Genomic DNA, 13,085 nt, shown 5'->3' on the forward strand with positions numbered 1-13,085 from the left:
GAAAGGCTCGACATGTCCACCGACACCGCTACCAGCGCCTCCGCGCCCGAAGTGCCTTCCTCCGCACCGGCCGTGGAGGCCGCCTCCGACCGCACCGCCGAGGGGCGCGACCGCTACGCCGCCGCGATGATGCAGACCTTCGCCGCCCCGCTCGCCGTGCTCGAGCGCGGTGAGGGCTGCCGGGTCTGGGACGTCGACGGCCGCGAGTACCTCGACTTCCTCGGCGGGATCGCCGTGAACTCCCTCGGCCATGCGCACCCGGTCTTCGTCGAGGCCGTGACCTCCCAGGCCGGCGCGCTCGCGCACGTCTCCAACTACTTCGCCACCGCACCGCAGATCCGGCTGGCCGAGAAGCTCCGCGAGCTCACCGGCGCGGGCGAGGCGGGCCGCGTCTACTTCGCGAACTCCGGCACCGAGGCGAACGAGGCGGCCTTCAAGCTCGCCCGCCTGCACGGGGCCGGCGGCCGGCACCGCATCCTGGCGCTGCAGAACGCCTTCCACGGGCGCACGATGGGCGCCCTGGCGATGACCGGCAAGGCCGCGATGCGCGCGCCGTTCGAGCCGATGCCCGGTGGAGTCGAGCACATCGAGGCGACGGTCGAGGCCCTCGAGGCCGCGATCGACGAGTCGGTCGCCGCGCTGATCGTCGAGCCGATCCAGGGTGAGGCGGGCGTCATCCCGCTGCCGGACGGCTTCCTGAAGCGTGCCCGCGAGCTCACGCTCGAGCACGGTGTCCTGCTGATCGTCGACGAGATCCAGACCGGGATCGGCCGCACCGGCAGCTGGTTCGCCTACCAGCGGGCCGGCATCCTGCCCGACGCGATCACCCTGGCCAAGGGCCTCGGCGGCGGCTTCCCGGTCGGCGCCCTGGTCACCTTCGGCGCGGCCTCCGAGCTGCTGCAGAAGGGCCACCACGGCAGCACCTTCGGCGGCAACCCGCTCGCGACCGCGGTCGCCGGCGCGGTGATCGGCGAGATCGAGCGCGCCGATCTGCTCCGGAACGCCCGGGAGCGCGGCGCGCAGCTGACCGGGGGCGTGCTCGGCCTCGGCTCACCGCTGATCGCCGGCGTGCGTGGCGCCGGTCTTCTGCTCGGCATCGCGCTCAGCGAACCCGTCGCCGCCCGGCTCGCCGCCACCGCGATGGCGGAGGGACTCATCGTCAACGCGCCGAACGAGTCCAGCATCCGGATCGCGCCGCCCCTGATCATCACCGCCGCCGACGTCGACGAGTTCGTCGCCCGCTTCGGCCGCGCGGTGCAGGCGCTCGACGCCTGAACGACCCGACCTCCTTCCCCGATCGAAAGCGAACCGCAGCCGTGACCCGCCACTTCCTCCGCGACGACGACATCACCCCCGCCGAGCAGGCCGAGATCCTCGACCTCGCCCTCGAGCTCAAGCGCGACCGCTTCTCGCGCACCCCGCTCGCCGGCCCGCAGACCGTCGCGGTCATCTTCGACAAGTCCTCCACCCGCACCCAGGTGTCCTTCGCCGTCGGCATCGCCGATCTCGGCGGAAGCCCGCTGATCATCTCGACCGCGAGCAGCCAGCTCGGCGGCAAGGAGACCGCGTCGGACACCGCGCGCGTGCTCGAGCGCCAGGTCGCGGCCATCGTCTGGCGCACCTACGCGCAGTCCGGGCTGGAGGAGATGGCGGCGGGCACCCGCGTCCCCGTCGTCAACGCGCTCTCGGACGAGTTCCACCCCTGCCAGCTGCTCGCCGACCTGCTGACGATCCGCGAGCACCGCGGTCGCCTCGCCGGGCTCACGCTGACCTTCTTCGGCGACGGCGCGAGCAACATGGCGCACTCCTACCTGCTGGCCGGCGCGACGGCGGGGATGCACGTCCGGATCGTCTCGCCCGCGGACTACGCTCCCGATCCGGCCGTGCTCGCGGACGCCCAGCGCATCGCGGCCACCACCGGCGGCTCGGCCACCACCACGACCGACCCGGCCGCGGGTGCCGCCGGCTCGGACATCGTGATCACCGACACCTGGGTCTCGATGGGCAAGGAGGAGGAGAAGGCCGCACGGGTCGCCACCTTCCGCGACTACCGGGTCGACTCCGACACGATGGCGGCCGCCGCCTCCGACGCGCTCTTCCTGCACTGCCTGCCCGCCGACCGCGGCTACGAGGTGACCGCCGAGGTCATCGACGGGCCGCAGAGCGTGATCTGGGATGAGGCGGAGAACCGCCTGCACGCCCAGAAGGCCCTGCTGGTCTGGCTCCTCGAGCGCGCCGGCACCCCCGACGCCGCTCAGTAGACTCGACAGCCGACCCCGAGGAGAACCATGACGGAACGACCCTCCGCCCGCGCGGGCGAGGCCGGCGCGCTCTGGGGAGGCCGGTTCGCCGGCGGCCCGTCACCCGAGCTGGCCGCGCTCTCGAAGTCGACGCACTTCGACTGGCAGCTCGCCGAGTACGACATCGCCGGCTCCCGCGCGCACGCCCGGGCCCTCGCGACCGCCGGCTACCTCGACGACGCCGAGCTGGCCGGGATGCTCGACGCGCTCGAGCGCCTGCGCTCGGCGGTGGTCGAGGGCCGCTTCACCGCGGACGACGCCGACGAGGACGTGCACGGAGCGCTCGAGCGCGGCCTGATGCTCGAGGCGGGCCCGGAGCTCGGCGGCAAGCTGCGCGCCGGGCGCTCGCGCAACGACCAGATCGCGACCTTCGTGCGGATGTACCTCCGCGACCACGCCGCGGTCATCGCCGAGCTGGTGGTGCAGCTGATCGATGCGATCGCCGCGCAGGCGTCGGCGCACCCCGCAGCGATCATGCCGGGCCGCACGCATCTGCAGCACGCGCAGCCGGTCCTGCTCGCGCACCACCTGCTCGCGCACGCCTGGGCGCTGCTGCGCGACCTCGAGCGCCTCCGCGACTGGGCGGTCCGTGCCGACGTGTCGCCGTACGGCTCCGGTGCGCTCGCCGGCTCGACCCTCGGACTCGACGCGGGGGCGGTCGCGCGCGAGCTCGGCTTCGCCGCGAGCGTGCCCAACTCGATCGACGGCACCGCGAGCCGCGACCTCGTCGCCGAGTTCGCCTTCGTGAGCGCGATGATCGGCATCGACGTCTCGCGGATCGCGGAGGAGATCATCCTCTGGAACACGCGCGAGTTCGCCTTCGTCACCCTCGACGACGGCTACTCGACCGGGTCGTCGATCATGCCGCAGAAGAAGAACCCCGACATCGCCGAGCTCGCGCGCGGCAAGGCGGGTCGGCTGCTCGGCAACCTGACAGGCCTGCTCGCGACGCTGAAGGCGCTCCCGCTCGCGTACAACCGCGACCTGCAGGAGGACAAGGAGCCGGTCTTCGACTCGGTGACCACGCTCGAGGTGCTCCTCCCCGCGTTCAGCGGGATGATCGCCACGCTGACCTTCCACACCGACCGGATGGCCGAGCTCGCCCCGCAGGGCTTCTCGCTCGCGACCGACGTCGCGGAGTGGCTGGTCAAGAAGCACGTGCCGTTCCGCGACGCGCACGAGATCACCGGCGAGCTGGTCAAGCTCGCCGAGACCCGGGGCCTCGGTCTCGAGGACCTCGACGACGAGGCGCTGCGCTCGGTGTCGCCCCTGCTGACGCCCGACGTCCGCTCGGTGCTCAGCATCGAGGGCTCGGTCGCCAGCCGCGACGGCGTCGGCGGCACCGCACCCGACCGGGTGACGGAGCAGCTTGCGCAGCTGACCGAGCGCGTGCGCGTCGTCCGGTCCGCCCTCCGCGGGGAGGCGTCGTGACGCTCCAAGGCCCGCCCGGCGACGACGGCCGTCCGCCGCTGCCGCCGTGGCAGCAGCGGACCCTCGTCGTCGTCGCGGGGGTCGTGATCATCGCGGTGATCATCGTCACCGTGGTCTCGGGCCAGAGCTTCTTCTAGGGATGCCGGAGCCGCTCGACCTGTCGCGCTCGGCCCTCGAGGTCGCTCCCGATCTGCTCGGAGCGGTGCTGCTGCACCGCACCGACGAGGGCGTCGTCGGCGTCCGGCTGACCGAGGTCGAGGCGTACCTCGGACTCGGCGAGGACCCCGGATCGCACGCGCACCGGCGCCGGTCGCCGCGGAACGCGCCGATGTTCGACGAGCCGGGCACGGTCTACGCGTACTTCAGCTACGGCATGCACACCTGCGTGAACCTGGTCTGCTCGCCGGCGGGCACGGCGTCGGCGGTGCTGCTGCGCGCCGGCGAGATCGTCGCGGGGGAGGAGCTCGCGCTGCTCCGCCGAGGTCCGGTCCGCCCGAGGGACCTCGCCCGCGGTCCGGCGCGGCTCGCGAAGGCGCTCGGGGTGACCCTCGCGGAGTCGGGCGATCCGATGTCGGCGGCCTTCGAGCTGCTGCCGCGCGAGGCGCCGGTGGCGATCGAGGCGTCCGCGCGCACCGGGGTCTCCGGCGAAGGAGGGGGCGACGCCTTCCCCTGGCGGTTCTCGATCTCCGGCGACCCGACGGTCTCGCCGTACCGGCGTGCGGTCGTCCGCCGTCGCGCGGAGTCGGGCGGCGGTCAGCCCGCGAGGTAGAGGCGCGCGAGGATCCCGAGCGCTGCGGACCAGGCGAGGCTGGCGAGCGTGCCGATGATGAAGCGCTCCCGTGCCTCCGGGGACGCCAGCTCGCTGAAGCGGCCGACGCCCTTGACGGCGACGATCACGGCGACGCCCTCCGGCAGACCGCTGAGCAGGGCGCCGGCGGTGGCGATCCGCTCGAGCACGCCGATGGTGGTGCCGCCGCGCAGCACCTCGATCGGCTGGCCGATCGCGGACGGAGCGACCCCGGGGGTGCCGGGGCGCTGAGCGGCGGCGATCATGATGCCGCCGTGCGCGCCGCTGCGGGAGTCGGTGGTCGCGAGATCGAGGGTGAGCAGGACCACCGGCCCGCCGCCGAGGACCGCGAGTGCGAAGGCGAGCACCACGACGGCGAGAGCGAGCGCCGGGGGAGCGGAGGCACCGGCCACGCCGGTCAGCAGGAAGGCGGCGGCCGTGGCGCCGATGCTGATCCAGCCGAGCGAGGGGCGGCGCAGGCGCACCGCGAGGACGGCGCCCGCGACTCCGGCGAGGAGCACCAGGAGCACGCCGGTCCAGGAGGCGGACTGGGCGGCGACGGCGAAGGTCTCGGGCAGTGCGGCGCGGAGTGCCGTCATCGGGGTGTCCTCTCGGAAGCGGGTGCGGAAGCGGAAGGGGCGCTGGTCTCAGTGGAGCCCTGCGCCGACGGGTCGGCGCTCGCCGCCGCGTCGGGGTCGAGCGTACGGTCGACCACCATCAGCAGCCGGGCGAGGGCGTCCCGTGCCGGTCCGTCGGCGCGCGCGCTCGCGGTCCGCACCCGGAGGCTGACCGCCTGGGGGGAGACGGCGAGACGCTCGGCCGCCTCCTTCTGCGAGAGCCCCGCGTCCAGGAGGTCGACGATCTCCCAGCCGGCCGGGGTCCGCGAGTCCCGGAGGTGGAGCAGCGGATCGAACAGAGCCTGGGCGTCGCCGACCGAGGGGAAAACGTCCTCGGGGGAGTCGGCGCCGGCGTGGTCCGCGCCGGGGGAGTCGGGGTCGAGGGAGAAGCGGGTCGCCCGTCCCTTCGCCGCCTCGACCGCGCGACGCGCCGCGAAGTACGCCGCTCCGCGGGCGGCACGGGTGGTCCGGGGCAGCGGCCGCTCGATCGCGCCGATGCCGAGGCCGATGCTCCAGTGCCCGGAGCGGTGGAGCGCGAGGACCACGGACACGACGGCCTCGGCGCGGTCGAGCACGAACTGGAACTCGTCGCCCGCGGTGCGCTCGGGAGGGAGCACGAAGGACGACGCCTCCGATTCGAGCAGAGCGGTGATCGCCTGCTCGACCCGGTCGTCGTCGTGACGACTGTCGCGCTGATCGGCGGTGATGACGAACACGATGACCTCCTCAATCAAGTATCAGGGCTTGATGCCTCGAGATCAAGCTCCCGGACTTGATCCCGCGCCGAGCGCGCCGTCGGCCTCGCGCTACCCTGGACGGGTGACCGATCAGGACTCCCGCGGATCCGCGACCATCCCGTCGCTCGATCCCTCGTTCGAGAACGTCTGGGACGAGCTCGTCTGGCGTGGCGCGATCCATGTGTCGACCGACGCGGCAGCGCTGCGCGAGCTCCTCGCCGGAGACCCGATCACCTACTACTGCGGCTTCGACCCGACCGCGCCGAGCCTGCACCTGGGCAACCTGGTGCAGTTGATCGTGCTCCGCCGGCTCCAGCTCGCGGGGCACCGGCCCCTCGGCCTCGTCGGCGGATCCACCGGACTCATCGGGGACCCCAGGCCGACGGCCGAGCGGACGCTCAACTCCCGCGAGACGGTGGTCGAGTGGGTGTCCCGCCTGCAGGCGCAGGTGTCGCGGTTCCTCTCGACCGAGGGGGAGAACCCGCTGCGGCTGGTGAACAACCTCGACTGGACGGCGCCGCTGTCGGCGATCGACTTCCTCCGCGAGATCGGCAAGCACTTCCGCGTGGGCACGATGCTCAAGAAGGACGCGGTCAGCGCGCGCCTGAACTCCGACGCGGGGATCAGCTACACCGAGTTCAGCTACCAGATCCTGCAGGGGCTGGACTACCTCGAGCTCTACCGCCAGTACGGCTGCGTCCTGCAGACGGGTGGCAGCGACCAGTGGGGCAACCTCACCAGCGGGACCGATCTGATCCACCGGACGGAGGGGGTCTCGGTGCACGCCATCGGGACGCCGCTGGTGATGAACTCCGACGGGACGAAGTTCGGCAAGAGCGAGGGCAACGCCGTCTGGCTCGACCCGTCGCTCACCAGCCCGTACGCGTTCTACCAGTTCTGGCTCAACACCGACGACCGCGACGTGGCGGCCCGGCTGAAGACCTTCACCTACCTGCCGCGCACCGAGATCGAGCGGCTCGAGCAGGCGAGTGTGGAAGCACCGTTCAAGCGGGAGGCGCAGCGCGCGCTCGCGAGCGAGGTCACCACTCTCGTGCACGGGGAGGCGGTGACGGCCTCGGTGATCGCGGCCTCCTCGGCGCTCTTCGGTCGCGGGTCGCTGGAGGGCATCGACGCGGGGATCCTGCGGGGGGCGCTCCAGGCGGTGACGACGGTCGAGGCGACCGCGTCGACCCCGGTGGTGCAGGCCTTCGTGGAGGCCGGACTCGTCGCGAGTCTCGGCGAGGCCCGCCGGGCGATCGGCCAGGGCGGTCTCTCGGTGAACAACACCGCGGTGTCGGACGACGCCGCCGTGCTCGGCGACCTCCCGCTGATCGACGGGATCGCCGTGCTGCGCCGCGGCAAGAAGAGCTTCGCCGGCGCCTTCGTCTCCTGACGGGAGTCCGATCCGCCCCGCGAGGAGCCCGGATCGCGACACGCCCGGGCGACGAGCGATTTGCAGGGCCGCGAAACCTCGACGTAATGTAACTCCTCGTCAGCCCAAAGGAGCGGACAGCGAGAGTCGGATGCAGAGCATCGTGACCCGCCGGCCCCCCTCAAGCGATGACCATCCCCTCGCTCCCAAGCCTGTTAGAGATTCGTCTCTTGATGGCGGCGGACCGCGAGCGTAAGATGCAAAGCCTCCGCGGGACCCAGGTCCTCGGCTTCGGTGCACGGCCTCGGCTGCGCACGATGACGGCGAGACGATCTCCGGATCCGACGCCGAGCATGACGAAGACGCCGACTTGACACGGCCTGCGGATGTGCTAAGTTAGTCGAGTTGCCACGGAGGCGATCGGGACTTCGGTTCTGATAAGCCTACCCGGTCTCGGCGACACGAACAAATCGAACGGCCCGCCTAAATCAGGCCGGCTCTCGGTACAACATCTTCGATCACTTCCGTTGTGAAGCACCTCTTGAGGTGTGGAGGCGGGATGTGTCCGATTCTTGAGAACTCAACAGCGTGCACTATGTTCAATGCCAAATTTATAACCCCGTCCGGGTCTTGTGATCCGGTTGGGTTCCTTTGGAAATTGATGTCAGTAATGATGTCTTATTTGCTAGAGGTCAAACTTGAGTGCCTTCCTTTCGGGGTTGGTGTTCGTAATTTTTTTACGGAGAGTTTGATCCTGGCTCAGGACGAACGCTGGCGGCGTGCTTAACACATGCAAGTCGAACGATGAAGCCCAGCTTGCTGGGTGGATTAGTGGCGAACGGGTGAGTAACACGTGAGTAACCTGCCCTTGACTCTGGGATAAGCGCTGGAAACGGCGTCTAATACCGGATACGACCTGCCCCGGCATCGGGTGCGGGTGGAAAGTTTTTCGGTCAAGGATGGACTCGCGGCCTATCAGGTAGTTGGTGAGGTAATGGCTCACCAAGCCGACGACGGGTAGCCGGCCTGAGAGGGTGACCGGCCACACTGGGACTGAGACACGGCCCAGACTCCTACGGGAGGCAGCAGTGGGGAATATTGCACAATGGGCGAAAGCCTGATGCAGCAACGCCGCGTGGGGGATGACGGCCTTCGGGTTGTAAACCTCTTTTAGTAGGGAAGAAGGGCTTCGGCTTGACGGTACCTGCAGAAAAAGCACCGGCTAACTACGTGCCAGCAGCCGCGGTAATACGTAGGGTGCAAGCGTTGTCCGGAATTATTGGGCGTAAAGAGCTCGTAGGCGGTTTGTCGCGTCTGCTGTGAAAACCCGAGGCTCAACCTCGGGCCTGCAGTGGGTACGGGCAGACTAGAGTGCGGTAGGGGAGAATGGAATTCCTGGTGTAGCGGTGGAATGCGCAGATATCAGGAGGAACACCGATGGCGAAGGCAGTTCTCTGGGCCGTTACTGACGCTGAGGAGCGAAAGCGTGGGGAGCGAACAGGATTAGATACCCTGGTAGTCCACGCCGTAAACGTTGGGAACTAGATGTGGGGACCTTTCCACGGTCTCCGTGTCGCAGCTAACGCATTAAGTTCCCCGCCTGGGGAGTACGGCCGCAAGGCTAAAACTCAAAGGAATTGACGGGGGCCCGCACAAGCGGCGGAGCATGCGGATTAATTCGATGCAACGCGAAGAACCTTACCAAGGCTTGACATATACCGGAAACTTCCAGAAATGGTTGCCCCGCAAGGTCGGTATACAGGTGGTGCATGGTTGTCGTCAGCTCGTGTCGTGAGATGTTGGGTTAAGTCCCGCAACGAGCGCAACCCTCGTTCTATGTTGCCAGCACGTCATGGTGGGAACTCATAGGAGACTGCCGGGGTCAACTCGGAGGAAGGTGGGGATGACGTCAAATCATCATGCCCCTTATGTCTTGGGCTTCACGCATGCTACAATGGCCGGTACAAAGGGCTGCGATACCGTAAGGTGGAGCGAATCCCAAAAAGCCGGTCTCAGTTCGGATTGAGGTCTGCAACTCGACCTCATGAAGTCGGAGTCGCTAGTAATCGCAGATCAGCAACGCTGCGGTGAATACGTTCCCGGGCCTTGTACACACCGCCCGTCAAGTCATGAAAGTCGGTAACACCCGAAGCCAGTGGCCTAACCGCAAGGAGGGAGCTGTCGAAGGTGGGATCGGTGATTAGGACTAAGTCGTAACAAGGTAGCCGTACCGGAAGGTGCGGCTGGATCACCTCCTTTCTAAGGAGCATCTGGACACCATGCGTTCTTGAACGTAGAGGTTGTTCCAGGCGCCAGATCAAAGCGAATGTCTTTGCTGGTAGCTCATGGGTGGAACATTGAACTGGGTGCAGGAAGAGATTCGTCTCGTGTCAGTACAGCCTTCGGGTTGGGAACGCATGAGCGGGTGGGCTACTGCACATGCACGCTGTTGGGTCCTGAGGGACCGGGCCGGCTGCTTCCTTCGGGGAGTGGCTGGATCTCGACTCTCCTGGATCCTTTTTCCACGCCTGGGTGTGTGGGGGAGGGATACCGCCCGTATTTTGAGAACTACACAGTGGACGCGAGCATCTTAGACTCGGGCAGCCTTTGCGGGTTGTTCGGGTCGACAAGATTCGCAAGGAGCAGCCTTCGGGTTGTGTTCTTGCCAATCATTGGATCTGCAACTTTTCGAGTTGTGGTTTCTTAAACTCATGTGATTTTCAAGTTTTTAAGAGCAAACGGTGAATGCCTTGGCATCTGGAGCCGAAGAAGGACGTCGTAATCTGCGATAAGCCTCGGGGAGCTGATAAACGAGCTGTGATCCGAGGATTTCCGAATGGGGAAACCCCGCCAGGCCCCTTGTGGCGACCTGGTGACTCCCGCCTGAATATATAGGGCGGGTAGAGGGAACGTGGGGAAGTGAAACATCTCAGTACCCACAGGAAGAGAAAACAACAGTGATTCCGTCAGTAGTGGCGAGCGAACGCGGAAGAGGCTAAACCGAATCATGTGTGATACCCGGCAGGGGTTGCATGGTCGGGGTTGTGGGACTTTTCGTTGTGTTCTGCCGAGCACTGAACGTTACAGCGCATCATAGACGAACAGGTTTGAATGCCTGGCCAGAGCGGGTGCGAGCCCCGTAGTCGAAATGGTGTTATGGCGTGAAGAGTATCCCAAGTAGCACGGGGCCCGAGAAATCCCGTGTGAATCTGTCAGGACCACCTGATAAGCCTAAATACTCCCAGATGACCGATAGCGGACAAGTACCGTGAGGGAAAGGTGAAAAGTACCCCGGGAGGGGAGTGAAATAGTACCTGAAACCGTTTGCTTACAAACCGTCGGAGCTCCCATGTTGGGGTGACGGCGTGCCTTTTGAAGAATGAGCCTGCGAGTTAGTGCTCTGTGGCGAGGTTAACCCGTGTGGGGCAGCCGTAGCGAAAGCGAGTCCGAATAGGGCGATTCAGTCGCAGGGTCTAGACCCGAAGCGAAGTGATCTATCCATGGCCAGGTTGAAGCGACGGTAAGACGTCGTGGAGGACCGAACCCACTTCAGTTGAAAATGGAGGGGATGAGCTGTGGATAGGGGTGAAAGGCCAATCAAACTTCGTGATAGCTGGTTCTCTCCGAAATGCATTTAGGTGCAGCGTTGCGTGTTTCTTGCCGGAGGTAGAGCTACTGGATGGCCGATGGGGCCCAAAAGCTTACTGACGTCAGCCAAACTCCGAATGCCGGTAAGTGAGAGCGCAGCAGTGAGACTGTGGGGGATAAGCTTCATAGTCGAGAGGGAAACAACCCAGACCACCAACTAAGGTCCCTAAGCGCGTGCTAAGTGGGAAAGGATGTGGAGTTGCACAGACAACCAGGAGGTTGGCTTAGAAGCAGCCACCCTTGAAAGAGTGCGTAATAGCTCACTGGTCAAGTGATTCCGCGCCGACAATGTAACGGGGCTCAAGCACGCCACCGAAGTTGTGGCATTGACATTAGTGGTAGGCCTTCGTGGTCCAGCCGTGTTGATGGGTAGGAGAGCGTCGTGTGGCGAGTGAAGCGGCGGTGTGAACCAGCCGTGGACGCCACACGAGTGAGAATGCAGGCATGAGTAGCGAAAGACGGGTGAGAAACCCGTCCTCCGGAAGACCAAGGGTTCCAGGGTCAAGCTAATCTTCCCTGGGTAAGTCGGGACCTAAGGCGAGGCCGACAGGCGTAGTCGATGGACAACGGGTTGATATTCCCGTACCGGCGAAGAACCGCCCAAGACAATCCAGTAGTGCTAAGTATCTGAATCCCTTTGATGGATCCCTTCGGGGTGAAGCGTTGGGCCTAGCGTACGAACCCGTGCTGGTGCGTTTAGCGTATTAACAGGTGTGACGCAGGAAGGTAGCCGAGCCGGGCGATGGTTGTCCCGGTCTAAGGATGTAGGGCGAACGATAGGCAAATCCGTCGTTCATACAGCCTGAGATCTGATGGGTAGACGCAAGTCGAAATCGGTGATCCTATGCTGCCAAGAAAAGCATCGACGCGAGGTTCTAGCTGCCCGTACCCCAAACCGACTCAGGTGGTCAGGTAGAGAATACTAAGGAGATCGAGAGAATCGTGGTTAAGGAACTCGGCAAAATGCCCCCGTAACTTCGGGAGAAGGGGGGCCTGAGGCGTGAACGGACTTGCTCCGGGAGCGTTCGATGGCCGCAGAGACCAGTGGGAAGCGACTGTTTACTAAAAACACAGGTCCGTGCTAAGTCGCAAGACGATGTATACGGACTGACGCCTGCCCGGTGCTGGAAGGTTAAGAGGAACGGTTAGCCGCAAGGCGAAGCTGAGAATTTAAGCCCCAGTAAACGGCGGTGGTAACTATAACCATCCTAAGGTAGCGAAATTCCTTGTCGGGTAAGTTCCGACCTGCACGAATGGCGTAACGACTTCCCAGCTGTCTCAACCGCGAACTCGGCGAAATTGCATTACGAGTAAAGATGCTCGTTACGCGCAGCAGGACGGAAAGACCCCGTGACCTTTACTATAGTTTGGTATTGGTGTTCGGTGTGGCTTGTGTAGGATAGGTGGGAGACTGTGAAGCGGGCACGCTAGTGTTCGTGGAGTCATTGTTGAAATACCACTCTGGTCACTCTGGATATCTAACTTCGGACCCTAATCGGGTTCAGGGACAGTGCCTGATGGGTAGTTTAACTGGGGCGGTTGCCTCCTAAAGAGTAACGGAGGCGCCCAAAGGTTCCCTCAACCTGGTTGGCAATCAGGTGTCGAGTGTAAGTGCACAAGGGAGCTTGACTGTGAGACTGACAAGTCGAGCAGGGACGAAAGTCGGGACTAGTGATCCGGCAGTGGCTTGTGGAAGCGCTGTCGCTCAACGGATAAAAGGTACCTCGGGGATAACAGGCTGATCTTGCCCAAGAGTCCATATCGACGGCATGGTTTGGCACCTCGATGTCGGCTCGTCGCATCCTGGGGCTGGAGTAGGTCCCAAGGGTTGGGCTGTTCGCCCATTAAAGCGGTACGCGAGCTGGGTTTAGAACGTCGTGAGACAGTTCGGTCCCTATCCGCTGCGCGCGCAGGAAATTTGAGAAGATCTATCCCTAGTACGAGAGGACCGGGATGGACGAACCTCTGGTGTGTCAGTTGTTCCGCCAGGAGCACCGCTGATTAGCTACGTTCGGAACGGATAACCGCTGAAAGCATCTAAGCGGGAAGCCGGCTTCGAGATGAGATTTCCATCCCTTCGGGGGAGAGGCTCCCAGCCAGACGACTGGGTTGATAGGCCGGATGTGGAAGACAGGACTAAAGACTGTCGGAGCTGACCGGTACTAATAAGCCGATAACTTGATAATCACTACA

The 13,085-nt window shown here is 65.2% G+C and carries 8 protein-coding genes and 2 rRNA genes; 8 read left to right on the forward strand and 2 right to left on the reverse strand.

Annotation, left to right across the window (positions count from 1 at the left end; translation table 11 throughout):
- The first annotated feature begins 12 nt into the window (after positions 1-12).
- Genes HRK28_RS13715 through HRK28_RS13735 form a run of 5 tightly spaced genes read left to right on the forward strand, consistent with a single transcriptional unit; the run spans position 13 to position 4,500 of the window.
- Positions 13-1,275, forward strand: a complete 1,263-nt coding sequence (locus tag HRK28_RS13715; RefSeq protein ID WP_173251940.1) for an acetylornithine transaminase — start codon at positions 13-15, stop codon at positions 1,273-1,275.
- 41 nt (positions 1,276-1,316) lie between these two features.
- Positions 1,317-2,261: an ornithine carbamoyltransferase gene (gene argF, locus HRK28_RS13720; RefSeq protein WP_173251941.1), complete on the forward strand. Its 945-nt coding sequence runs from the start codon at positions 1,317-1,319 to the stop codon at positions 2,259-2,261.
- A 27-nt stretch (positions 2,262-2,288) separates the two neighbouring features.
- Positions 2,289-3,731 carry an argininosuccinate lyase gene (gene argH / locus HRK28_RS13725; protein ID WP_173251942.1) on the forward strand — a complete coding sequence of 481 codons (1,443 nt, stop codon included), beginning with the start codon at positions 2,289-2,291 and terminating at the stop codon, positions 3,729-3,731.
- Entirely contained in the window at positions 3,728-3,868 is a 141-nt protein-coding gene (locus HRK28_RS13730) for a hypothetical protein (protein ID WP_159422422.1), read from the forward strand. The genes argH and HRK28_RS13730 overlap by 4 nt, the downstream gene beginning before the upstream one ends.
- A gap of 2 nt (positions 3,869-3,870) precedes the next feature.
- The gene (locus HRK28_RS13735) at positions 3,871-4,500 is read left to right on the forward strand and encodes a DNA-3-methyladenine glycosylase (RefSeq protein WP_173251943.1); all 630 of its coding nucleotides are present in this window, start codon (positions 3,871-3,873) and stop codon (positions 4,498-4,500) included.
- On the opposite strand, the gene HRK28_RS13740 is transcribed toward HRK28_RS13735, so the two are convergent.
- Both HRK28_RS13740 and HRK28_RS13745 read right to left on the reverse strand, forming a co-directional pair.
- Positions 4,485-5,117, reverse strand: a complete 633-nt coding sequence (locus tag HRK28_RS13740; RefSeq protein WP_254304756.1) for a hypothetical protein — start codon at positions 5,115-5,117, stop codon at positions 4,485-4,487. The genes HRK28_RS13735 and HRK28_RS13740 overlap by 16 nt on opposite strands.
- Positions 5,114-5,851 carry a DNA-binding protein gene (locus HRK28_RS13745; RefSeq protein WP_173251944.1) on the reverse strand — a complete coding sequence of 246 codons (738 nt, stop codon included), beginning with the start codon at positions 5,849-5,851 and terminating at the stop codon, positions 5,114-5,116. The genes HRK28_RS13740 and HRK28_RS13745 overlap by 4 nt, the downstream gene beginning before the upstream one ends.
- Before the next feature lie 103 nt (positions 5,852-5,954).
- Here HRK28_RS13745 and tyrS point away from each other — a divergent pair, with 103 nt between their 5' ends.
- The 3 genes from tyrS (at position 5,955) to HRK28_RS13760 (ending at position 13,078) form a co-directional block, all read left to right on the forward strand.
- Positions 5,955-7,265, forward strand: a complete 1,311-nt coding sequence (tyrS, locus tag HRK28_RS13750) for a tyrosine--tRNA ligase (protein ID WP_367948426.1) — start codon at positions 5,955-5,957, stop codon at positions 7,263-7,265.
- Between the two features lie 715 nt (positions 7,266-7,980).
- Positions 7,981-9,503 (forward strand): 16S ribosomal RNA (locus HRK28_RS13755).
- Positions 9,504-9,962: 459 nt separating this feature from the next.
- Positions 9,963-13,078: ribosomal RNA gene (locus tag HRK28_RS13760) — 23S ribosomal RNA — on the forward strand.
- The 16S and 23S rRNA genes sit together here, the layout of an rRNA operon.
- The last annotated feature ends 7 nt before the right edge of the window (positions 13,079-13,085 follow it).

The sequence above is a fragment of the Rathayibacter sp. VKM Ac-2835 genome (assembly GCF_013266705.1).
Taxonomy (GTDB): domain Bacteria; phylum Actinomycetota; class Actinomycetes; order Actinomycetales; family Microbacteriaceae; genus Rathayibacter.

Excerpts from the sequence above, each read along its gene's own strand:
- HRK28_RS13715 (WP_173251940.1), top strand. The coding sequence starts at position 13 with ATGTCCACCGACACCGCTACCAGCGCCTCCGCGCCCGAAGTGCCTTCC.
- argH (WP_173251942.1), top strand. The coding sequence starts at position 2,289 with ATGACGGAACGACCCTCCGCCCGCGCGGGCGAGGCCGGCGCGCTCTGG.
- HRK28_RS13735 (WP_173251943.1), top strand. The coding sequence starts at position 3,871 with ATGCCGGAGCCGCTCGACCTGTCGCGCTCGGCCCTCGAGGTCGCTCCC.
- HRK28_RS13740 (WP_254304756.1), bottom strand. The coding sequence starts at position 5,117 with ATGACGGCACTCCGCGCCGCACTGCCCGAGACCTTCGCCGTCGCCGCC.